The organism is Lactobacillus sp. MRS-253-APC-2B (assembly GCF_012843675.1).
Taxonomy (GTDB): Bacteria; Bacillota; Bacilli; order Lactobacillales; family Lactobacillaceae; genus Limosilactobacillus; species Limosilactobacillus pulli.
The window spans coordinates 22,994-46,845 of sequence record NZ_JABAFO010000010.1; the positions used below are offsets into that span (position 1 = coordinate 22,994).

The following is a 23,852-nucleotide window of genomic DNA, read 5'->3' on the forward strand; positions in this document are numbered from 1 at the left end:
TTCTTTCTAATCTAGTTCTGATCTTCGTCATTCAACGCTTCTTGTACGTCAACCGAAACCATCTTGGAAACCCCGGACTCCTGCATGGTGACCCCATACAAAACGTTGGCATTCATCATGGTCCCTTTTCGGTGCGTAATCACGATAAACTGTGGTCCATCCTCACCGAAACGCCCCAGATACTTGGCAAATCGATCAACGTTAACCTCATCCAAAGCAGCTTCGGGCTCATCTAAAATGGCAAATGGCACCGGCCGCACCTTTAAAATGGCAAACAGCAGAGCTATCGCCGTCAGTGCCTTTTCCCCACCAGAAAGCAGACTCAGCTGTTGGTTGCGCTTGCCAGGCGGCTGGGCCATAATGTCCACCCCGCTAGTCAAAACGTCATCTGGATCCGTCAGTACCAATTTAGCCTGACCACCCTCAAAAATTGTAGCGAACGTTTCGGCAAAAGCGGCTGAGACCTCCTTAAACGTCTTAACAAAGCGCGTCTTAACCTGTTCATCCATGGCATTCATGGTTTCTTGCAGCTGATCGCGAGCCTTTTCCAAATCGGCTTTTTGACCGGTTAAGAAGTCGTAGCGCTCTGAAATCCGTTCATATTCCTGAATGGCTCCGGTATTGACCGGTCCCAGTTCGTCTAGACCGCGCTTCAAAAGCTTCAGCTGACGGTTCAGCTCGTCATCGCTCAATGGACTGAGTTCCTGTCTGGCATCAGCCAGCGTCATTGAATAAGTCTCGCTCAAACGATTCAGGCCCTGGTCAATTCTCATCTCCAGACGTGCCCGCTGCGCCTTGATGCCAGAAAGGTCTTCGATAGCTGCCCGCTGCAAGGCCTGTAGCCGATCATTTTGCTCATTGGCGTCCTGCAGCTGATCATTTAGCGTTGTTAGTTTTTCATCACAGCTTTCCAGCTGCTTTTGCGCATCCTGCAGCTGCTGTTCAGTTTCTTTTAAGGCCGCGGCCGTCGTTTGACGATCATCGGCCTGCTGCTGATCATTTTCATCCAGTAACTGCAGCTGCTGCTTGAGCTCAGCCAAACGTTTTTCAATATCCTGGCTGCGTTCTTCAAGCTCAGCTGCCTGTTCTTTAGCCTGGCGCAGTCGTTCACGTGCCACGGCCAGCCATTGCTGCATTTCATGGAGCTGCTCAAGCTGCGCGCTGGCGTTGTTTTGCAGATCACTTTGCTGCTGCTTGATCTTTTCCATATCGGCCTTTAGCTGCACCAACTGATCAGCCAGCTGCTGCTCGTTTTCTTTGGCCGTAGACATTTCGCGTTCAAACTGTTCTGGATTGCCGGCTGCATTGGCTTGGTAATCTAACGCCTTAAGTTGGCGCTTGAGTTCAGCCAGCTGACTGTCGGCCAGTTGCTGATTGGCCTTCGCCTCATTCAGCTGCTGATTGGCCTGGGCCGTCTCATTTTGAAGACTGGCAAGGGTCTGCTGGTTGCTTTGACGAGCCTGTTCGAGCTGTCTAACCTTTTGCTCTAATTCACTGGCATGCTGCTGTTGGGCCTGCAGCTCTTGTTTCATCTTTTCGACCATCTGCTGCTGGCTCAACAAACCGATCCGCTGACTGCGGCTGGCCCCACCGGTCATGGCACCGCTGGTATTGATCAGCTGGCCATCCAGTGTAATCACGCGAACCTGATGCTGGCCAGCCTTGGCGAGCTGCGTGGCATGGTCAAGATTGTCAGCCACGATCGTATTGCTCAATAAATGATCGATGACGACCTGGAAACGTGGATCATATTGAATCAGTTCACTGGCCCGACCGACGAAGCCTGGCAGCGTCCGCAGGCGATCTAGATTTCTTGGCTGATAGCCGCCACGGAGCGTATCCAGTGGCAGAATCGTTGCCCGACCGCCACGCTGTCTAACCAGATAATTGATGATCTGCTTACCATCGTTTTGCGTGGCTACGACCAGATGCTGTAATTGTCCACCCAGCACTGTTTCCAGAGCCGTTGTGTATTCTTGCGGTACCTTGATCAGCTCACTGACTGGACCAAACAGGCCATTAAACTGCCGACGCTGCTTTAAGACGTTTTGAACGCCACTGTAGTAACCAGTGTAATCAGCAGCCATAGCTTGATAGTTGTTGACGCGCGCCTTGCAGGATCTAACGTCGCCCAGTGCTTGATACCATGCTTGCTGGATATGTTCATATTGCTGCTGCAGCTGACTTTGCTGACTGCGTTCTTGATTGAGCTGAGCCGTTTTTTGTACCAATACGCTTTGGGCATTTGAAACGGTCTGGGCCTGTTGATCAGCATTTTGCTGGGCAGTCTGCAGACGTTCTTGGATATTCTTCAATTCGTCGCTGTGCTGTTGATACTGACTGAGCGCCTGTTCATGACTGCGCTTTAAAAAAGTCTGCTGGTTGCGAGCCGTTGCCTGTTTTTGCAACAGATCAACCTGCTGATCACGCATATTTTCCAGTTGCTGAGCCAACTGTTGCGAGCGCTGTTCGGCACTTTGCGACTTGGCCTCGTTTAGCGCCTTTTGATGCTCTTTGATAGACTGCTGTTGTTTGGCAATCGACTCGTTTTGCGATTTCAGCGTGTGATTTGTTTCAGCAAGCTGTGCCTCAAGCTCATTTTGCTGAGCCATTAAACGCTGCTTTTCATTCTCACGTTGCTCAAGGCGAACTGATGAAAGCGACTGTTTGCTGTTGAGCTTGCCGATCATCGTAGTGGCATCCAGGATCTTTTGCTGCAGCTCGTCTTTGACCGTTAACAGTCGTTTTTGCTGTGCTTGTTGCTGCGCCAGTTTTTGGGCAGCCGCTTTAGCCTGCTCATCATATTCGGCTGCCATTGATTGTGAATTTTCCTGTTTGGCGACAACCTGTTTTAGGGCTGTCTGATCAGCATCCAGCTGGCGGACCGTTTTGGTTTTGTCCAACAGATCAAACTTGCCCTTTTGCTCCAGATAATCTTGAGCCAAGGCACTCTGTTCGGCTAGCGGTTCCAATTGATCTTCCAGTTCGGATACGATGTCGTTGACTCGGTTCAGATTTTCACGCGTGGTATCCAATCGTTTTTCAGCCGTTGCCTTGTTTTGCTTGTATTTTGATACACCAGCCGCCGTTTCGATGATGGCACGGCGATCGGTTGGCTTGCCATTGAAAATCTCGGCAATGCGGCCTTGTGAGATCACAGAAAACGACTCACGACCAACGCCAGAGTCAACAAACAGATCAACGATATCTCGCAAGCGGACCTGCTGATTGTTGATCAGATACTCGCTGTCGCCGTTGCGATACAGCTTGCGCGTGATCTTGAGTTCAGAAAAGTCACTGTTCAAGTAGTGGTCGCTGTTGTCAAAAGCAATCGAAACCAGAGCCCGATTCAACGGTGCCCGGTCTTCAGAACCATTAAAAATGACATCTGCCATTTTGTTGCCTCGCAAGGTCTTGGCTGACTGTTCACCCAAAACCCAGCGAATAGCCTCGATGATGTTTGACTTACCACTACCATTGGGACCAATAATCCCGGTCATTCCTGGGCGAAATTCAATTGTTGTTGGTTGGGCAAATGACTTGAAGCCATCCAACGTAAGCGACAATAAGCGCATCGGGATTCCCTGCCTTTTAGTTGTTTTTGCGCAGCTGATTCAAAGCTGCCTGGGCCGCCTGCATTTCAGCATGCTTCTTGGAGCTGCCAATGCCTTGTGCGATCGGCTCGCCATTCACACTGACGCTGACTTTAAACTGTGGATCGTTTTCGGTGCCTTCTTCACTCAAGAGATGGTATTCAATGTCGACATCCCCATTGCGCTGCAAGAATTCCTGCAGACTGGTTTTGGCATCAACGGCATGATCAAACCAGCCCATGTCCAGCTTAGGGAAGATAACACGATGAATAAACTTTTCGACGGCATCACGGCCTTGATCTAGGTACAGCGCACCAATAAACGATTCAAAAATGTCACACAATAGGCTGGCCCGCTGACGTGCACCGGCCATCTCTTCACCATGGCCCAGCCGAATGTATTGATCAAAATGGCATTCCTTGGCAAACTTGGAAAAACTGTCCTCACATACCATTGCTGCCCGTAGTCGTGTCAGTTTGCCCTGTGGCAGCTCAGGGAAGCGCTTGTAGATATATTCAGAGACAAACAGCTGCAAAACGGCATCGCCCAAAAACTCAATTCGTTCATAGTACTTGAGCCCTTGGTGTGGATGCTCGTTAACGTATGAAGCCTGCGTAAAGGCCTCCGCCAGCAGATCTGGGTTGTTGAAATGAATGCCAAACTCCTTGGCAAGATAGTCTTCTAATTCCTTAATGGGGAAAACTTCCTTTCTGTTTGATCGAAAATCTTTGGAAAAAAAGACCGCCGACAAAGTAATGCTTCATCGCGGTCCCGGTGATTTTGCTTATTTTTTGTCCTGTTGATGGGCAGCGATGTAATCAACCACTTCACCGATCGTGCTGAGCTTTTCGGCTTCGCTGTCTTCGATTTCAGCACCAAAAGTGTCCTCGACTTCCAGAACGAATTCTACAAAGTCAATGGAATCGGCATCCAGGTCGGTCTTTAAGTTCAGGTCTTCCGTAATTTTGGCCCGATCAATGTCAAAGTGATCGGCTACGATTGATGAGACCTTGTCAAAGATTTCCTTTTTATCCATCGTCTGTTCTACCTCACAATTTTAATTTGAACTAACTTTTCCTATTGTATTAGTTTTTGGCTTGATTGTCCATGTTTTCCTCGGGACTGAAGTAGTCAACGGCCTCTTTGATAACGCCCGTTTGAATCATGGTGCGAATCTGACCGATCGTATTTTTAACCGCTACTTCATCAGCCGAGCCATGAGTCTTAACGACTGGTGCCTTAAGACCCAACAATACGGCCCCACCATAAGTTGACGTGCTCATCTGTTTGGCAATGTTTTTAAAAACCGGCTTTAAGAACAAATAGCCCAGCTTGGCCCGCAGACCGCCATTTAAGATTCCGTTTTTAATCAGCTTCAAAAACATCTTGGCAGTTCCCTCGGTGGCCTTTAAAGCCGCATTGGCCGTCCAGCCGTCACTGACTACGACATCCGCCTTGCCTGCCAACAGCTCGCCAGCTTCCACGTTGCCGATGAAGTTTAAGTTATCCTCTGCCTTAAGCAGCTGGTGAACCTCTTTATGCAGTCGATCACCCTTGTCTTCTTCGGCACCATTATTAAGCAGAGCCACGCGCGGATTCTTGACGCCCAGCACGCTTTCGGCATAAAAACGGCCCAGGTGCGCGTATTGAACCAGATTGCGCTCCTTGGCCTCAGCATTGGCACCACTGTCAAGGTAGACAAAACTGTGACGATCACTGCCCGGCTCAACGATTGGCAAAACGCTGGTCAGTCCAGGACGATCGATCCCCTTGATGCGGCCAACGATCAAAAGTCCCGATGCTAAGATGGCGCCGGTATTGCCAGCAGAAAAGAACGCATCGGCCTTGCCTTCCTTAACGGCTTGAGCAGCACGAACGATTGATGAGTCTTTTTTACGGCGAATGGCCCGCACTGGTTCCTCGCCCATTTCAATTTCTTCGGTGGTTTCAATCAAATGCAGCCGCGTCTTGTCTTTAATCAGTGGCGCAACTTTTTGCGGATCGCCATACAGATCAAACTCCAGATCCGAATACTGATCGCGTGCGGCTTCAACTCCGGCAACGATTGCCTGGGGGGCGTGGTCGCCTCCCATGGCATCTACGGCAATTTTAATCATATTTTCTCTCCTTAATCAAAATGCGTTTCCAGCTGATGGCGTCTGAGATATAGTACCAGCGGCTGATTCTCGTCTTTTTCATCCCAATGCGGCGTATCCAAAAGTGCTCCGGCATCAGCCCGGGCCGTCTGCAGCATCTTTAAGTCACCGATCGGATCGCCAACCTTAAATTGTGGCAGCCCTGATTGATTGGTGCCCAAAACGTCGCCTGAGCCTCTCAGTTCAAGGTCACGCTGCGCCACTTCAAAGCCATCCGTTGTTTCAGTCATGGTCTGCATCCGCGCCTGGCCGTCTTCAGTTTTAGGATCGGCAATCAGCAAACAATAGCTCTGCCGCTGACCACGACCAACCCGGCCGCGTAATTGATGCAATTGGGCCAAGCCAAAGCGATCCGCGTCATAGATCAGCATCACTGAGGCATTCGGGTTGTCGACACCGACTTCAATCACCGTCGTTGCGACCAGTACCTGCAGCTGATTATCCTTGAATTTTTCCATAACCGCGGCTTTTTCATCGCTGCTCATACGGCCATGCAGCAAGCCAACCTGATAGTCAGGCGCGAAATATTCAGCAAACTTTTCATATAAGTCAGTAGCATTTTGTACATCGATTGACTCCGATTGCTCGATCAATGGACTGACCACATAGACTTGGGCACCTTTAGCCAATTCCTCTTTTAAAAACGACAGTGCCGCGCCGCTTTGATTCTCTCGCAGCCAGCGCGTTTCGATCGGCTTGCGTCCTGCCGGTAATTGATCAATGATCGAAACATCCATCTCACCATAAGTCGTAATTGCCAGCGTCCGCGGAATCGGCGTGGCCGTCATTGCCAATACGTCAGGATTATCGCCTTTTTCGCGCAGGAGCTGACGTTGGCGAACCCCAAATCGGTGCTGTTCATCGATAATGGCCAGTCCCAGATTGGCATAGTCGACCTTGTCTTGAATCAAAGCATGCGTTCCCACGATCAGATTAACGGTACCGGATTTGATCTGATCAACCAGCTGCTGATGCTGTTTGGCCGTCATCGAACCGGTCAAAAGGCCTACATTGACGTGCGTACCTTCAAAAATTTGGGCCAGTTTGGCGGCATGCTGAGCTGCTAAAATTTCAGTTGGTGCCATTAAAGCAGCCTGATAGCCAGCATTGACCGTAGCCGCGATTGCTAGAGCAGCCACGATCGTCTTGCCTGATCCTACGTCACCTTGCAAGAGTCGATTCATCTGATAAGGTGCACGCAGATCACGACAGATTTCGTTGACCGAGCGTTTCTGCGCGTCAGTCAGCTCAAATGGAATCGTTTTGATGAATTCCTTGAGTTCTTGATTATTATACAAAATCTGGTTGCCATCAGCTTGGCGGTGTGCCTTGCGAATCGCCTGGAGCCGCAGCTGAAATAAGAAAAATTCCTCATAGGCAGCTGCTTTTTGGGCCTGCTTAGCAACAAAGGGCGTGGTTGGCCAGTGCATCTGTCTGATCATTTCACGGCGCTCCATCAACTGATAGCGCTGACGCAGCGAAATCGGCAACAACGTAGCGATTACGTCTTTATATTGATCGTAGGCCTGTTTGATTAATTTGCGCAATGTTTTTTGTGAAACATGCTTGTTGGCCGGATAAATCGCACCCAGCTCCTGTTCGTGTCCTTGCGTGATCAGCTTGGTACCCAGAATCTGCTGGCGTGCAGCATCCCATTTGCCCATTACGGTGACATGCGTATTTAAAATCACACTGTTCTTTAAGTATGGCTGATTAAAAAAGGTCGTCATGACCACGTTGCGATCAACCAGCAGCCGAAAGCTCAAGCGGTTGCGGCGGTAGCCATAGCGCGTCAAAATCGGTTCAGATGTTACCGTACCATGAACCGTAACTTTTTGACGATCTTTAGCAGCACTCAGATCAGTTGGGGCAAAGTCGTCATAGCGTGATGGAAAGTACGTCAGCAGGTCCTCAACCGTTTTGATGTCCAGCGTTGCCAGATTCTCAACCGTTTTAGGCCCGACCCCTTTGATGCTTGCGACCGGATCCTGCAGACTCTTCAAGAAAATGCCCCCTTTTTCTTAGTAGCTAAAAAGTCGTGCCGCCTGCTGACGACACGACTTGATTACGCCAATTCAGCGCTGATATTTATTCAACGGAGATCAGGTATGGGTAGACTGGTTGTCCGCCATCGTAGATCTGGACATCCAATTCATCATCAACATCCAGAATAGCTTCTTTAATAGCTTCAGCAGTCTCTTTATCGCCATCGACCCCGTAAAGAATCGTTACGATCTCGCTGTCTTCATCCAGCATCTGCTTGACCATTTCAATTGCCGCCGTCTTAACGTCAGCGGCCGTGTTGACGATCTTGCCGTCTACGATGCCCATGAAGTCGTCTTTTTTAATCGTTTGACCATCAATCGTAGTGTCGCGCACTGCGTTGGTAACTTCACCACTCTTAACGGTATCCAGGTTGCCTTCCATGTTAGCCTGATTTTCTTCCAGATCTGCCTCTGGATTAAATTCCAGCATTGCGCTCATGCCTTGTGCAATCGTCTTGGCATGCACAACTTTAGTCGGAATGTCGGCCACCTCAGCAGCTTGGTCAGCCGCCATGAAGACATTGCCATTGTCTGGCAGTACCAGCGCCTGCTTGGCACCACTTTCATTGATGGCTTCGGCAATTTCTTGAATGCTTGGATTCATGGTTTGACCACCATTGATCACGTGGGTAACGCCAAGACTTTCCAAAAGCTTGGCAATCCCATCACCGGAGGCTACAGCAATCACTGCCGTATCCAAAGCCGGCTTTTCAGCTTCCTTGGCCTTTTCCAGCGGCGTTGGCTCACCTTCGTCTTTTTCCATGATCTCCTCTTGCTGCCAGCGCATGTTGTCGACCTTGACCGTTTGCAGATCACCAAACTGCTGACCCCAGGAAAGTACCTTGCCAGGGAATTCAGTGTGGACGTGAACCTTAACGACCTCATCGTCATTGATTACCAGCAGACTGTCACCCAGCTTGGCCAGATAGTTATAGAAGGTATCGTAGTCAAACTTTTGCGTGACCTGCTTACCGCGACCGATCCGCACCATCATCTGCGTGCAGTAGCCATACTTGATGTCGTCAGGATTAAGCTTGCCTTGCGCACTTTGGTGATGCTTGGCATTGATCATCTCGTCGATTTGCGCATTATCAGGCTTAGCCAGGTCGTTTTCGACTACCTTGCCGCTTAATGATTCATAAAATGCCTGCAGCACGAATACCAACCCCTGACCACCAGAATCAACTACGCCGACTTCTTTTAGAACCGGCAACAGATCAGGCGTCTTTTGCAAGGCTGTTTCGCTGACATCATAGATTTTTTCCATGATGTCAACCAGATCCTCATTACCGGCCTTAACCTCGTTCAAACCAGCCTGAGCCGATTCGCGAACAACCGTCAAAATCGTCCCTTCCGTAGGCTTCATGACTGCTTTGTAAGCCGTTTGGGCACCGTTGGCATAAGCATCAACAAAATCCTTGGCCGATAATTCCTGCTTGTCAGTACATCCCTTAGCAAAGCCACGGAAAATCTGTGACAGGATCACGCCGGAATTGCCTCGCGCACCCATCAAAAGGCCCTTTGCCAATGCTTGTGCCAAATCGCCAACGCTGGTGCTGGTAGCATCACGTTCATACTTGGCACCGCTGGCCATTGACATGCTCATGTTGGTTCCCGTATCACCATCCGGAACCGGGAATACATTCAATGAATTAATGAATTCGGCTTGAGCGTTCAGTTTGGCGGCTGCCGCTTGAACCATCTTACCAAATTCAAGATTAGTAATCTTGGTAACTGTCAAAATCAATTCCTCCCGTGGCACGTCTTAATCATCGCCCAAAACGCGAACGCCTTGAACGTATACATTGACCGCATTGGCCGTGACGCCCAGCATGGATTCGAGGTTGTACTTGACCTTTTCTTGGACGCTCTTGGACACTTCTGAAATCTTCGTGCCATAGCCAACAATGATGTTAACGTCAACGGAAACGCCATTGTCTTGCTGACGAACAACAACGCCCTTGCTATAGCTGTCATGCCGCAGAATCTGGTTGACGCCGTCCTTCAATGGATTGCGACTTGCCATGCCTACCACGCCATAGTTGTCGGTAGCGGCGCCGCCTACGACCGTTGAGATCACATCATTAGCAATATCGATCGTGCCAGACTTTGTTTTAATCTTAACTGCCATCTTCAATGGCCTCCCTTAATCGTTTGTCATCAAGTTGATATCTCTATCATCTTACCATAGCACAGCAATGTCAAAAAGCAAATTAGCCCACATTGCCTGAATCTATCGACAAAAAAATAAGCCGCCCGCAAGGCGGACAGCCTATGTTTTTGGACTAAACCCGAGTCACTTTACCCGACTTCAGGGTACGTGCTGAAACGTAAACCTTCTTTGGCTTGCCATTTACCAAAATGGTAACCTTTTGCAGGTTTGGCTTCCAGGTACGACGACTTGAGTTAAGGGCGTGTGAACGCTTGTTGCCGAAGCGCGTCCGCTTACCGGTCATGAAATCCTTAGCCATGTGGAACCCTCCTCTCCTCATCAGTTATTTTCTCCGCGCTGAGGTGCGCGCTGTAACTCACCTAAATAATTTACCATAGGGGGGCTTTCAATGCAATAGTTTTCTTTCAAGTATTTTCACTTGACACCTTGCAAAGGCCCCTGTGAATAGGCATCACGACTTTGAATAACGGCCACGATACCACTGTCAAAAGAAAAATGATTGACCGTTCCGACAAACTCGTTGCTGGACCATGAGATGGGCAGTGAGCTGTCAAAATGATCCAGATTGTACTTTTCATCCGGCAGCGTCAACCCCGTGACCGGCGTCAGATTGACAAACGCCAGATATGGCATCTGGGGGACCTTATGAATCTCATAACTGCCTGGCTCATAAAAGTCAACTGTATTTTGCCGATCAATCAGATGAATTCGATCCAGATACTGACGGTATGGATCCATTAATGGCGTATACAGATTGGCCAACAATTGATCGAGCCTGCCACCCGTAGTCCCCCAGATCGTAATTGATGCCGGCTGATAATGTTTCATCGCCAGTAAAATCCCAATCTGAGTATCAGTATAGTCTTTTTCTGGTGGGTAGATGTCGACTTGCTGCACTGCAGCTTGCACTCTAGCCAACTGCTCAGGCGTGCTGGAGTCAAAGTCGCCCGCTGCATATGCGGGAACAATGCCGTGCTCAAGCAGACGAGTGGCACCTAGATCAACTCCCAGCCAGGTCTCAGAACGTCTTTTTTCAACTTGATCATAGGGAATCAGAGTTTCTGGTCCGCCCACCATGATATTGATTTTTTCGTCCATTAATGATTATCCTCTAAAAAAACGCGACGAATTGCTTCGTCACGTTTTTGTTCTGATTACTTGGTAGCGTCGCGCAGTGCTTGAATGCGAGCCAGTGGGTCTTCAGCATTGTAGACGTAGGAACCAGCAACGGCAACCGTAGCCCCGGCCTTGTAGCAGTCAACAACTGTTTCATTGTTGATCCCACCGTCGATTTCAATATCAAAGTCGTAGCCATTAGCCTTCTTGATGGCATCCAATTCAGCAATCTTGGCAACCGTTTCTGGCAGGAACTTTTGACCACCAAAACCTGGGTTGACCGTCATAACCAAGACTTGGTCTACCATGTGCAGGACCGGCTTGATCATTTCAATCGGCGTACCTGGGTTGATAACGACTTCAGCATCCTTGCCGGCGTTTTTGATCAGCTGCAGCGCACGGTGAATATGCGGCGTTGCTTCAACGTGCACGCCAATGTTGTCGGCACCTGCTTCAGCCATCACTGGAATCAGGTGTTCTGGGTTTTGAACCATCATGTGAACATCCAGGTACATGTCCGTAATCTGGCGGATGGCCTTAACAAAACCAGGTCCGTAAGAAATACTTGGAACAAACGTACCATCCATCACGTCAATGTGCAGTTCTTCGGCACCAGCTTGGTCAACCAGCTTGATGTCTTTTTCAAGATTCATGTAATCGGCGCTCAAAATCGATGGAGCTACTTTAATCATAATCCTATTCCCTCGTTTCAATAGTTTGGTTTTTGGCTGACAATCAGCTCATTAAACTGAACGTAATTGTCATACCGGCTCTTCATTATTGTACCATGCTCAACCGCGTTCTTCACGGCGCAACCAGGTTCTTTTAGATGCAGGCAGCCGCGAAACTTGCATTCTGGGGCCAATTGCTGCATTTCTGGAAACAGTTTTGGCAGTTCCGTGACATCCATGTCAAAGTCTTCATAAGAAGAAAAGCCTGGCGTATCGGCAATCAAGGCTTCGCCGACATGCAGCAGACTGACCTTGCGCGTGGTGTGTCGCCCTCTCTTCAAGGCCTGTGAAACCTCACCCGTTGCCAGATTCAATTCTGGTGCCAGATGATTTAAAAGCGTTGATTTGCCGGCCCCGGTCTGGCCCATCATCGTAACGATATGATTACTGAGCAGCTGCTGGAGCTGAGTCAGTGATTCTTTGCCAAACGGCTGGCGTTGGGCAATCACTGCATAGCCAATCTGGCGATAGCCGTTTAAGACTGGCTGCAGCTCATGCCATTCATCATCACTTAACAGATCAGTTTTTGAAAAATAGATGACGGGTTCAATGGCTTGTTTTTCTAAAGCAATCAGCTGACGATCCAGTAAGTTGCTGGAAAACTTGGGTTGTTTGGCAGCCGTAACCACGACAGCCTGATCAACATTGGCTACTGGCGGCCGTCGCAATTGGTTTCTGCGGGGCAATACCTTTAGCAAATAGCCATCTTCAAACTCGACTTGATCGCCTACGATCGGCTTGATGCCGCGCTTGCGAAAGTTGCCACGGCCACGCGTACGAAAGACCGTACCGTCAGCAAGCACGTCAAAAAAGCCGCTGAGCGATTGTTGGATGATTCCTTGTTGCACTTTGCACCTCAACTATCCTGTAATATTCGTCGCGCTCATAATCGTCTGACCGTTGCGAATTACTCGGTAGGCACCGGTCTGGCCACTACGCAGCGTAAATGGTACGTTGATCGTTGTTTCTTGATTGATGGTAATGTCTTGATATTCCATTGTCAGATTGTGGTAGGCATCACGGATATATACCTGTACCCGATTTTCTTTTTTGCCGCCACTGCTATCAAACGGAATATTGATTTGAATGTTGGTGGTACGCAGCTCATCAGAATTGCTGGCAATCTGAACGGTCAGCGTATCGCCATGCGTCAGTTTGCCGCCTGCTTTTGGCGTCTGCTGAATCACATGGTTGGTTGCGACGGTCGTTGAGTTCTTTTGCGTTGTCGTCAGCTGCAGCTGATGCTTATTGGCAAAATCCTGCACCTCGCTGATGTCCTTGTCCTTAAAGTTTGGAATCGTAATCTGCTTTTTGCCGGCACTAACCGTCAGCGTAACCGTCTGTTGGCTGGGATTAATCGTCGTACCGGAACTGACGCTTTGCTTGATGACCTTGCCAGTTGCGACAGTATCAGAGTACTTTCTGGTCTGTTTAACGACAAAGCCTTTGTCACGTAATTCATCGGCCGTATCCGAATAGCTGTCGCCAACATAATCAGCCATCTTCCAGGTTTTGACGCCGCGGCTGACAACCAGATCAACCGATTGACCGGCATACGCATGACGCTTGTTGCCGGCCACCTTGACCACATGATTTTTGGCTACCGTTTGACTGGTCTTTTCGGTAACGTTGCCTAGGCGTAGATGATGCGCCTGCAGCTTTTTTTCAGCCTGCGCCGTAGTCAAACCATCGACATCAGGAATCGTGACCGTTCGATGCATGTACATCCCGACCCCGGCACCGATCAAGGCCAATGCCACCACGATCACGACCGCCCACTTGCGGATGGGATGCCGCTGGATGGTACGCTTCATGCGGTTTTGCCGAGTCGGCGTCAGCTGTTTGGTGTCGTCATCAACTTTTTGGGCACTGGCTGCTTGTTGATCAGCAGCTTCTTTAATGGCGTTAAGATCCAATACCTTGGTCTCTTCGTTGCTGGACTGCTGACCAACGACGTACTTAGGCTCATTGGCACGTGACGGATCCAGCGAGGTCTGCAGGTCAGCCGCCATTGCCGCTACATCTTGATATCGATCACAAGGGTGTTTGGCCGTAGCACGATAGACCACATTTTCCAAGGGCTGCGGAATCTGTGGGTTGAATTTGCGTACTGAGGGAATCTCATCGCGGAAGTGTTTTAATGCAATCGATACCGCCGTTTCGCCTTCAAACGGTACTTGGCCCGTCAAAAGCTCAAATAAAATAATTCCCAAAGAATAAATATCTGACTGCGGCGTTGCAATGCTGCCGCGTGCCTGCTCTGGTGAAAGGTAATGTACCGAACCCAGCAGGCTGTTGGTTTGTGTCATTGAATTTTGCGATGCCGCCATGGCGATCCCAAAATCCGTAATTTTAATATTTTTATTGTCATCGATTAAGATATTTTGCGGCTTAAGGTCGCGGTGAATAATACCATTGGTGTGGGCCGTCTGTACCGCGGCTAAGACTTGCTCCATGATATCGATGACTTGCGGCAATGGAATTGGGTAGTGATCATGAATATAGGTCTTCAGATCAGTCCCCTTAACATATTCCATAACCATGTATTGGATGCCATGCTCCTCGCCAACGTCATAGATACCCACAATATGGGGATCGTTGAGCTGCGTGGCCGCCATGGCTTCTCGTTCAAAGCGGCGTTTAGTGCTGGGATCATCGCGCAGATCCAAGCGCAATAGCTTGACTGAGACATCGCGATCCAGCACCAGATCGTGAGCCAGGTAGACATTGGCCATGCCGCCCTCACCCAGCGATTTGATTATCTTATACCGGTGATTAAGCTCATATCCGGGTTTCATTGATTTTATCTCTCCTGATCATTTTGGCTGATCAGAACGGTGATATTGTCCGGACCACCAGCTGCATTGGCTTTTTCAACCAAAACGCTGCACTTGTCTTCCAGCGGTGCATCGCTTTGCAGCACCTGGGTCAATTCCTGTTTGTCAACAGTTTTGGACAGGCCATCCGAGCACATTAGCAATTGATCACCGGGCTCAAACGGAAACACATTGACATCGATCTGCGCGTCATTAGAGATTCCGATTGCCCGGGTTATAATATTGTTCTGTGGTGACACGGCAGCTTCCTGTTCGGTTAAATCGCCGTTCTTGACTAACTCATTTACCAAGGAATGATCAACCGTGACTTGAGTCAAGACGTTTTGATGCATAATATAGCCACGGCTGTCGCCAATATTGGCGACAACGATTTTTTGTTGATCATTAAAGAAAATGGCGGCTACCAAAGTGGTCCCCATTCCTTGATATTTTTTATTCTTGCGTGATTCGTCAATGATTTGATCATTGATCTGCTGCACCTGATCAGCAAGCCACTGTTTGGCAGTTGCCTCATCATTGGGCGCAGACTTTAAGAAGCGCTGACCGAGAGCCTGGACAGTCGTTTGTGCAGCTACATCGCCGCCTCGATTGCCACCAATTCCATCAGCAACCAAATTCAGCTGCTTTCCAGAATTCGTGGTAAAACTATCGACGCGATCTTGATTTTCAGATCGCTGTTGACCAATATCAGATTGATAGGCTGTTTTCATGGGTCTAAGTTCCCTTCTACAAACGTTGCAGGCTGCTGATAAAGAATCCATCAGAGCCATAATCACTTGGCAAAATTGTCAAGGTTGCCCCCGTTCGCGCGTTTTTCAAGGCACGCGCCGTTTGAGTTTTAAGCAGCTTAAAATCTGGATGGGCAGCCAGAAATGCCTGCACAGTACCATCATTTTCCTGCTGTAAAATTGTGCACGTACTATATGTTATTATACCGCCTTTTTTCACTTTTGGGGCAACTGCATTTAAAATTGCCAGTTGAATTTCGTGCAGCTGCAGACTATCGCTAAGTTTTTTATCGTAGCGAATCTCTGGCTTGCGGCGTAAAAGCCCAATGCCACTGCATGGTGCATCAACTAAGATCTTATCAAAAGATTCATCGGCAAACTTTTCATCAACCTTGCGCGCATCCAACTGACAGGCATGCACGCGATCAGCTACGCCTAAACGCTGCGCATTTTTTTCAATCAGCTTGATCTTGTGAGGGTGAATATCCAATGCCGTAACGCTGCCGCCAGATTTAACGTCTAAAGCTGCCGCAATCTGAACGGTTTTACCGCCAGGTGCCGCACAAGCATCCAAGACCTGATCGCTCGATTCGACTTGCATGCTTTCTACAGCCAGCATGGCACTTTCGTCTTGGATCGTAACCAGACCATCCAAAAAGGCTTGCGTATTGATGACATCCCCACTTTTGACCACCAGGCCATCTCTTGCAACCTGACTTTTTTCAATCTCAACGCCCTGCTCTTTTAAGACATTAATTGCCTGGGAAATGGTCGTCTTAGCCAAATTGACCCGCAATGAGACACGTGCTGGTTCGTTAATGGCAGCAAAAATCTCATCAGCAGTCCGCTGACCATACTGCTTGGTTAACTCTTCAACTAGCCATTTTGGCAGGCTGAATTCAACTGAACGGCGCTCAATCGGATCCTGGATATCGCTAGCGCTGCGTAGGCCTTGACGCAAAATCGCATGCAAAACGCCAGTCACAAAGCGTCGCGTGCCCGGATTGCCAAGCGTTTTGGCCAACTCAATCGATTCGTTGGTAACCGCCCAATCTGGTATGCGATCCAAATATTGGTGCTGATAAATTGACATCAAAAGAAGCGTCTTAACCCAGCTTTCGGTTTTCTTGCCCTTAATAAACGGAGCCAGCCAATATTCCAGCGTTAATTTATGCTGCAGTACACCATAGACCAAGTTGGTAGCCAAGCGCTTATCAACTGCGCTTAACTGACTGTTTTTTAAGACCTGGTTTAACTGCAGATTGGAATAGGCGCCTTTTTGCAGGACCTGATCAAGCGTTTTTAAAGCGGCGCCCCGTGCGGTATTGATCTGCTTATTCTTCATCGGTGATTGCCTGAACTCCTTGCTTTAGATTCTGATGACCATTCAAATAGGAAGTAATGTCCATCTCGCGCTTGCCCTTTGGCTTGAGGCGGTTGATCCGGTAAGTCGTACCATTGCCGGCCGCCAAAATCAAGGCATGTTTTTCAACGCGTACAACTTGACCAGGCGCCAGATCAGTCTTTTCATCCAGTGGCGTGACGTCATAAATCTTGGTCTGAATACCATCGATGATCATGTTGCCAATTGGGAATGGACGCAGACCACGAACCTTGTCATCAATACGATCAGCTGGCAGGCGATAGTCAATGCGCTCTTGTTCACTGCTAATATTTGGTGAAAAGACGACTTTTTCTGGATCCTGCTTGACTGGCTGAACATCGCCTTTTGCCAATTTGGGCAGAGTTTCCATCAAAAGATCGCGTCCCAATCGACTCAGCTTTTCAAACATCGTACCGCTATCGTCATTTTTGGTGATTGGAATCGCCTTTTGGGCAATAATATCGCCAGCATCCATGGCCTTAACCATATACATGATCGTTACACCGGTTTCTTGATCACCGTTGATAATTGAGTACTGAATTGGTGCTCCACCACGATATTTAGGCAAAAGCGAGCCATGTACGTTAATTGCCGCGATTTTGGCTGCTTCAAGCATCTTGACGGGCAAAAACTGGCCAAACGCTGCCGTAATCTCAAAGTCAGGTGCCAAATCGATCACCCGCTGCATCTCGGGACTGCCGCTTAGTTTTTCTGGCTGCAGTACCTCAATTCCATATTTAACGGCCAGTTCCTTAACCGGCGTGGCCCGCAGCTCATGTTTGCGGCCTACTCGGCGATCAGGCTGCGTAACGACGGCCTTAACGTCATATTGATCATCATTGATCAAGGCTTGCAGAATCGGTACGGCAAACTGTGGCGTTCCCATAAATACGACTGATAATGACATAATAAAAATCCTTTCTCGTTACATAAAGTACTGTGGTTCCGGATCAATGCTGACCAAGGTATCCTGTCTGCTCTTGGCCTGCGTTTGTTTCATGACATCAAGCAGCAATTCGTGCAGCTTTTCATCATGCTTGTATTTAACGATAATCTGATAATAGTATCTTCTTTTCATCCGGGCAATTGGCCGTGGCGTTGGGCCCAAGACAACCGTATCCTTACCCAGACCGGCGTTCAATTGATCTTTGATTGCATAAATCGCCTTGGCAGCTGCATCTTCATCCTCGTTGCTGGCCATAATACGCACAGTGTAGTAGTAAGGCGGATAACCGGCCTGATAGCGAATGTTCATCTCCGCTTTAAAAAAGTCTTCGTAGTCATGCAATTGAGCATAGCGAATCGCGTAGTTATCTGGATTAAACGTCTGAATCACGACATGTCCCGGCTTATCGGCTCTTCCGGCTCGTCCACTGACTTGACTGAGCAGATCAAACGTCCGCTCACTAGCCCTAAAGTCTGGTAAATCAAGCCCCGTATCGGCATTCAAGACCCCCACCAAGGTAACATTGGGAAAATCCAGTCCCTTGGCAATCATCTGCGTGCCCAATAAAATATCGGCTTGATGGGCACCAAATTCTTTTAAGAGCTTGGCATGCATCCCCTTGTGCCGCGTCGTGTCAACGTCCATGCGAATCACACGAGCATTGGGCAGCAGTTTTTGCAATTCGGCAGCGACCTTTTCAGTCCCCGTACCATAGTAGCGAATATGGCGGCCATGACACTGCGGACAGACAGAAGGAATTGGCTCTTCATGACCACAGTAGTGACACTTCATGGTATGTGAGTCCATGTGCAGAGTCAAAGAAATATCACAATTGGGACATTTCAGCACAAAACCACAGTCCCGACACATGATAAATGAAGAAAAGCCCCGGCGATTCAGCATCAAGATACTCTGCTCGCCTTTTTGCAGCCGATCGGTTAATAGACCCAGCAAGCGATCCGAAAAGTTGGTCTCGCCATTGCGCTGCATTTCCGGGCGCATATCAACGACTTCAACCGGTGGCAACGGCCGCTGATTGACTCGCGTTGGCATCTTCAATAATTGATAGACACCAGCCAGAGCCCGGGCGCGACTTTCCAGACTGGGCGTGGCCGATCCTAGAACCAATGGCGCGTGATGATATTTAGCACGCCAGCTGGCAACGTCGCGGGCATGATAGCGCGGCGTTTCGTCTTGCTTATAGCTGGTTTCGTGCTCTTCATCCATGATAATCAATCCTAGATTTTCTAATGGTGCAAATACCGCTGAACGGGCACCAACCACGACCTGAGCCTCGCCACGCTCAATACGACGCCATTCGTCATAGCGCTCGCCATCCGAAAGGCTGCTGTGTAAAACGGCCACACGCTGACCAAAGCGCCGCCGCACACGATTAACCATCTGCGGTGTTAATGAAATCTCCGGCACTAGCAGCAAGGCCGTCTTGCCCATTTTAATTGCCTTTGCCATCGTCTGCAGATAGACCTCGGTTTTGCCAGATCCGGTAACGCCTTGCAGCAAAAAAGTCTGATTCTGTTTTTGTTCAATGGCCTGATCGATCTTTGCAACGGCTTGTTTTTGATTGGGATTCAATTTTAACGGCGCATCCAGATGCTGATCATCAGGAATCATGCCGCCTGGCGTTCGGTAGGTCTCAACGGCAGTTTTCTTGAGCCAGCCACGCTTTTCGCCGACGTTAAACGTTGCCGCCTTTAAACCCGATTGCTGCATCGCCTGCTTTAGTTTAATGGTTTTACTATCAAGACTTTGCAGATATGAGATCAACTGCTGCTGGGCATGGGCGTTGGCCCGAATCCCCATCCGCTCGTCTTCATACTGCTCAAACGACATCAAAGGCTGAATCGCCGTTTCTTTTTTGATGCGAGCCCGGTCCTCAACCTGGTATTCAAATGAGACCCTGCCTTGACGCTTGAGCTTAAGCAGCTGACTGACGACTTTGGGATCGTTTTGGCATCGTTCAAAGTCCAGTTCATCTTTTCCATGAAATAATTCCAGTGCCGTCTGCTCGTCAATTTCGTCAATAATACGGACGACCCGATGACTCTTGGCTTTTAAGGCGTTGGGCAGCATCGTGTACAGACACGAGATCCAAAAAGCATAAGTCTGATCGGCCATCCATCGACTCAGTTTTAAAAGTTCTGGATTGACGACCGGCACCAAATCCATCAGCCCGGCAATTGGCTTGAGCGTCCCATCGTATTCGGTCGGCTGATCGATACCAACGACAAAGCCCTGTACTTCACGCTTGCCCCGACCAAACGGCACGATTACGCGCATCCCGACTTGAATCTGGTTTTCCAGTCGCTTGGGGATTGCGTACGTATATGGTTGATCAGTCTGCATCGTTGGTACGTCAACGATTACCTGTGCCAGTTCGGCCATCTAATCACCAGCTTTCAACAGTTGATTTGCCAGGTCAACGATTTTTGCGGCAATTTTTTGCTTGGACTGACGCGGCCATTTTAAAGGTGCCTGGTTCGGCCGCAAAATCGTAACGGCGTTGGCATCTGAGCCAAAACCGATGCCTGGTTTGGAGACATCGTTAGCCACGATCACATCGGCATGCTTTTTAGCCAACTTGGCATTAGCATTTTGCAAAAGATCGTTAGTTTCGGCCGCAAAACCGATCACTGCCTGCCCCGGTTTTTTTTGGGCACCCATCGTAGCCAAAATATCTTCAGTTGGCACTAGATGCAGCGTCAGGGTGCCGTCACCATGCTTTTTGATTTTTTGATCAGCCAAAACAGCCGGACGAAAATCAGCAACGGCCGCGGCCATGATCAAAGCATCCGCATGGGCAAACTTTTGTGATACGGCGTCAGCCATTGCCTGCGTAGAAAGCGCTGTTGTAATCGCGATGTTTGGTGATTGCGGCAATTCAACCGAAACGCTGCCGACAATCAATTCAACCTTGGCTCCTGATGCCGCTGCTGCCTGGGCAATTGCAATCCCCATCTTGCCTGAGGAACGGTTGCCCAAATAGCGAACCGGATCCAATGCCTCTCTGGTACCACCGGCCGTAACTACGATTGTCTTACCCTTCAGTTGACCATTGGCAGCCGATGATTGAAGCGGTTGTTTGGTCAAACAGTTTTGTACCTGCTTGACGATCTCAGCTGGTTCTGGCATCCGCCCCTTGCCGGCATATCCTTCCGCCAACATACCATCTGCCGGTTCCATAATGATCACGCCGTCTCGTTTAAGCTGAGCAATATTTCTTTGGGTGGCAGGATTGTTCCACATGTGAACATTCATAGCTGGGACTGCCATCTTGGGCGCACTGGTAGCCAAAAGTGTGGCTGAAACGGCATCGTCAGCCAGTCCATTTGCCATTTTTGCCAAGATGTTGGCGGTTGCTGGAACCACCAGTGCCAAATCGCTCCAGTCGGCCAGTTCGATATGCGGTACCTGACCATTAAGCGTGGCTGACCATTGATCAATCAAAACCGGATGCTTAATCAGAGCTGCCAGGGTCGCTGGCCCAACAAAGCGCGCAGCATTTTTGGTCATCGCCACGCGTACTTCGTGTCCCTGCTTTTGCAAGCCACGAACAACTTCAACTGCTTTGTAGACGGCAATTCCGCCTGTCATATGCACTGCAATCTTTGCCATGTTTGCCCCCTTGATGAAAATAAAAAGAGCAGCACCAAACCCTTGTCTGGTGTCGCTCTTTGGCAGCTGCAACTAGTCTTGCAAGTCTTCCGTATGATCAGTATCAATCGTTACCTTGCCGGCTTCGATTTCTTCTAGCGCCATCCCGACCGACTTGATTGAGTCGTAGTGATCCAGCAGCAGTGGATGATCTTGTGCCAATTCCTCGGCTGCGTGGTTGTCCTTTGACTGATCTGCGTTTTCTGCCCGCCACTTGTCTGCACGGTACTTATCGATTTCGTGTGCCCGCTTGCTTGCCAGCATAATCAGCGAGTAGCGAGAGTCAACGCGCTTCAGCAATTCATCGACTGATGGAAAAAGAATCATTTTTCTGAATCTCCTAACATTTCAAGGTAATCCGGCATTACGCGAGGTACCCGCAAGCGTTCGGAACGAATGATGTCCTTGATCTTGGTAACGGCATTGTCGACCTGATCGTTAACCACGGCATAGTCGTAGTTTTGCATCATTTGAATCTCACCGAATGCTTTGTGGATTCGTTTGTTGATGACCTCCATGCTGTCGGTGCCACGATGGATCAAGCGCTGACGCAATTCCATCAGGTCCGGCGGCGTAAGAAAAATGAAGACGCCATCAGGACACTTGGAGCGAACCTGCATGGCACCGTTGACTTCAATTTCCAAGAAGACATCTTTACCTTCATCTAGCGTATCATTTATATATTTTAAAGGGGTGCCGTAATAATTGTCAACATACTTGGCATATTCCAGCATCTGCCCTTCGCGAATGTGCTGCTCGAACTCTTCTTTTGATACAAAGAAGTAGTCCTTGCCATTGACCTCACCTGGCCGTGGCTGCCGCGTCGTCATTGAGACTGAGTATTGAAAATCATTGCCAGGCTGACTAAACAGCGCCTTTCTAACTGTTCCCTTACCAACGCCTGATGGACCAGACAAAACAATCAGCATTCCTCGCTTGCTCATATTGCTTCCATACCTTCTTTTCTCATTGCTCTTTTAATGATTAATGATAACATATTCTGCTTTGGTTTCGCGCATAAATTTAGCGATCATGTGGCATGAATCTGCATTTTCAATTACTGCGGCTGCCCAATGCCAGTTAAAAATTTAGACGATCCGGTTCGTTTTTCAAACCAATGGCGAACCCTCAAATGACAAAACCTTCAAACTAAACAAGATCGTTTTTCACTAATGAAAGATAGCCAAACAGCCTGTCATTAAAGGAATCTAACATGATCTCAGCACTATTAAAAAATTAATTGGAATTTACTGCTTGCGTTTTTGAACACTCGTTCGTATACTATAGTCACAAACGAGTGTTCGGAGGAATGATCATGCAAAATCAGCGGCAATCTATCATCAATCGTAGTACCAAAATTATCTCGCAAGGTCTGCACCATTTGTTCGAGCCAATTGAGTTCGCCCCAATTCCAGACCTGCTGAATCCCCAACCAGATTTTCAAAGGAAGCTTTTTATAAAAAAGGCCCTGGCTGATCACTTGTTGGTCTATGTGCAGCTGATGCCCAAAACCGCTGCCGGCCAACCAGTCGAAGCCCGTGGCTATTTAAAGTCGTTTGGTCAGAACCGCTACCTGATTCAATCAAAAAATCTTTCCTACTTCTTTGATTTTGATCAATTACGCTACATTGCCCATCCCGTTAGAGGTCGGGAATAAAGTCCGAAAATAGAAAAAAGGCTGAAGATTGCGTCATCCAAAACGTTGATCTTCAGCCTTTTATAATCACTAGAACAATTACTTTTTCCAACTTCTTTTATTTGTTACGGAACGATTTACAACATATGTCTTATTACGGAATATCTCACTTAAATAAACTACAACATGTAGATTGTTATCTACATTTAGTAATGTTATATTATTCTGGTTAAAAAAAGTAAAGGAGGGATTTCATGACAAAGCGACGAACCCTTGATCGGGAAAAAGTACTTGCTACTGCTGAAAAATTAGCCGATGAACAAGGGCTTGAAGCTTTAACCATGCCCAATCTGGCTAAGGCACTCGATATTCGCTCGCAATCGCTTTATAACTACGTTGCCAACCGCGAAGAAATGGTGTCGCTGACTGGTGCTCGGTTGATGCAGCAAATGTACCGGCAGGTCGTTGATGGCATTATCGGCCTTTCCGGTTCCAAAGCCTACTTGAAATTCGCGGATATCATTCGTGATTTTTTGTTGGCTCATGCCTCTTTATCCGCAATTTTGTACCATGCCCAGCGTTTCTCAACTGACTCGGCAATGTATCACGAAATCAAGCGAATGATCAAACTGGTGGATCAAGTCGTCGATGTTGATGGCAACCGGCTGATTTCATCGCATGTGTTGGTAGGTGCCGTTTTAGGCTATATTTTCCTTGAAACGGCACCGCTCTACCAAGATGAGGATGAAGAAACCGCCACTGCAAATTACCATCAAATGCTTTTTCGGCTGATCGACCCGGTTGAAAAAGCCTCGGGCATGTAAGCTGCAATTTT

The 23,852-nt window shown here is 48.6% G+C and carries 21 protein-coding genes; 2 read left to right on the top strand and 19 right to left on the bottom strand.

The features are described from left to right. Nucleotides 1-11: 11 nt before the first annotated feature. The 19 genes from smc to gmk form a co-directional block, all read right to left on the bottom strand. Complete coding sequence (smc, locus tag HF864_RS06350) at nucleotides 12-3,575, bottom strand: chromosome segregation protein SMC (protein WP_169462156.1); 3,564 nt, start codon at nucleotides 3,573-3,575, stop codon at nucleotides 12-14. Nucleotides 3,576-3,591: 16 nt separating this feature from the next. After that, nucleotides 3,592-4,287: a ribonuclease III gene (gene rnc / locus HF864_RS06355; RefSeq protein WP_169462179.1), complete on the bottom strand. Its 696-nt coding sequence runs from the start codon at nucleotides 4,285-4,287 to the stop codon at nucleotides 3,592-3,594. A gap of 90 nt (nucleotides 4,288-4,377) precedes the next feature. Continuing rightward, on the bottom strand, nucleotides 4,378-4,629 hold the full coding sequence (gene acpP / locus HF864_RS06360) for an acyl carrier protein (protein WP_006499618.1): 252 nt from the start codon (nucleotides 4,627-4,629) through the stop codon (nucleotides 4,378-4,380). Nucleotides 4,630-4,678: 49 nt separating this feature from the next. Then, the gene (plsX, locus tag HF864_RS06365; RefSeq protein ID WP_169462180.1) at nucleotides 4,679-5,707 is read right to left on the bottom strand and encodes a phosphate acyltransferase PlsX; all 1,029 of its coding nucleotides are present in this window, start codon (nucleotides 5,705-5,707) and stop codon (nucleotides 4,679-4,681) included. Nucleotides 5,708-5,721: 14 nt separating this feature from the next. Continuing rightward, entirely contained in the window at nucleotides 5,722-7,752 is a 2,031-nt protein-coding gene (recG, locus tag HF864_RS06370) for an ATP-dependent DNA helicase RecG (RefSeq protein ID WP_169462157.1), read from the bottom strand. 85 nt (nucleotides 7,753-7,837) lie between these two features. After that, nucleotides 7,838-9,535: a DAK2 domain-containing protein gene (locus tag HF864_RS06375; RefSeq protein ID WP_169462158.1), complete on the bottom strand. Its 1,698-nt coding sequence runs from the start codon at nucleotides 9,533-9,535 to the stop codon at nucleotides 7,838-7,840. A gap of 24 nt (nucleotides 9,536-9,559) precedes the next feature. Next, entirely contained in the window at nucleotides 9,560-9,925 is a 366-nt protein-coding gene (locus HF864_RS06380; RefSeq protein ID WP_006499614.1) for an Asp23/Gls24 family envelope stress response protein, read from the bottom strand. Between the two features lie 154 nt (nucleotides 9,926-10,079). Then, entirely contained in the window at nucleotides 10,080-10,265 is a 186-nt protein-coding gene (gene rpmB, locus HF864_RS06385; protein WP_006499613.1) for a 50S ribosomal protein L28, read from the bottom strand. 116 nt (nucleotides 10,266-10,381) lie between these two features. Continuing rightward, a complete protein-coding gene (locus HF864_RS06390; RefSeq protein WP_169462159.1) occupies nucleotides 10,382-11,065 on the bottom strand; it encodes a thiamine diphosphokinase in 684 nt (227 codons plus the stop codon). 56 nt (nucleotides 11,066-11,121) lie between these two features. After that, entirely contained in the window at nucleotides 11,122-11,775 is a 654-nt protein-coding gene (gene rpe / locus HF864_RS06395; RefSeq protein WP_169462160.1) for a ribulose-phosphate 3-epimerase, read from the bottom strand. Between the two features lie 17 nt (nucleotides 11,776-11,792). After that, nucleotides 11,793-12,662 (bottom strand): ribosome small subunit-dependent GTPase A, encoded by an 870-nt coding sequence (rsgA, locus tag HF864_RS06400; RefSeq protein WP_169462161.1) that lies wholly within the window; start codon nucleotides 12,660-12,662, stop codon nucleotides 11,793-11,795. A gap of 12 nt (nucleotides 12,663-12,674) precedes the next feature. Next, nucleotides 12,675-14,612, bottom strand: coding sequence for a Stk1 family PASTA domain-containing Ser/Thr kinase (gene pknB / locus HF864_RS06405; RefSeq protein WP_169462162.1), 1,938 nt, complete (start codon nucleotides 14,610-14,612; stop codon nucleotides 12,675-12,677). A gap of 5 nt (nucleotides 14,613-14,617) precedes the next feature. Continuing rightward, nucleotides 14,618-15,361 (bottom strand): Stp1/IreP family PP2C-type Ser/Thr phosphatase, encoded by a 744-nt coding sequence (locus HF864_RS06410; RefSeq protein WP_169462163.1) that lies wholly within the window; start codon nucleotides 15,359-15,361, stop codon nucleotides 14,618-14,620. Between the two features lie 16 nt (nucleotides 15,362-15,377). Beyond that, nucleotides 15,378-16,724, bottom strand: coding sequence for a 16S rRNA (cytosine(967)-C(5))-methyltransferase RsmB (gene rsmB, locus HF864_RS06415; protein WP_169462164.1), 1,347 nt, complete (start codon nucleotides 16,722-16,724; stop codon nucleotides 15,378-15,380). Beyond that, nucleotides 16,714-17,670: a methionyl-tRNA formyltransferase gene (gene fmt, locus HF864_RS06420; RefSeq protein ID WP_169462165.1), complete on the bottom strand. Its 957-nt coding sequence runs from the start codon at nucleotides 17,668-17,670 to the stop codon at nucleotides 16,714-16,716. The genes rsmB and fmt overlap by 11 nt, the downstream gene beginning before the upstream one ends. Nucleotides 17,671-17,688: 18 nt before the next feature. Continuing rightward, nucleotides 17,689-20,112: a primosomal protein N' gene (priA, locus tag HF864_RS06425; RefSeq protein ID WP_169462166.1), complete on the bottom strand. Its 2,424-nt coding sequence runs from the start codon at nucleotides 20,110-20,112 to the stop codon at nucleotides 17,689-17,691. Further along, entirely contained in the window at nucleotides 20,113-21,342 is a 1,230-nt protein-coding gene (gene coaBC / locus HF864_RS06430; RefSeq protein WP_169462167.1) for a bifunctional phosphopantothenoylcysteine decarboxylase/phosphopantothenate--cysteine ligase CoaBC, read from the bottom strand. It lies immediately after the preceding gene. A 72-nt stretch (nucleotides 21,343-21,414) separates the two neighbouring features. Next, nucleotides 21,415-21,708: a DNA-directed RNA polymerase subunit omega gene (rpoZ, locus tag HF864_RS06435; protein ID WP_169462168.1), complete on the bottom strand. Its 294-nt coding sequence runs from the start codon at nucleotides 21,706-21,708 to the stop codon at nucleotides 21,415-21,417. Further along, nucleotides 21,705-22,325, bottom strand: a complete 621-nt coding sequence (gene gmk / locus HF864_RS06440) for a guanylate kinase (RefSeq protein ID WP_006499602.1) — start codon at nucleotides 22,323-22,325, stop codon at nucleotides 21,705-21,707. The genes rpoZ and gmk overlap by 4 nt, the downstream gene beginning before the upstream one ends. Nucleotides 22,326-22,696: 371 nt before the next feature. On the opposite strand from gmk, the gene HF864_RS06445 reads away from it, so the two are divergent. Beyond that, nucleotides 22,697-23,038 (top strand): hypothetical protein, encoded by a 342-nt coding sequence (locus HF864_RS06445; protein ID WP_169462169.1) that lies wholly within the window; start codon nucleotides 22,697-22,699, stop codon nucleotides 23,036-23,038. 233 nt (nucleotides 23,039-23,271) lie between these two features. Continuing rightward, nucleotides 23,272-23,841: a TetR/AcrR family transcriptional regulator gene (locus tag HF864_RS06450; RefSeq protein ID WP_169462170.1), complete on the top strand. Its 570-nt coding sequence runs from the start codon at nucleotides 23,272-23,274 to the stop codon at nucleotides 23,839-23,841. Nucleotides 23,842-23,852 lie beyond the last annotated feature (11 nt).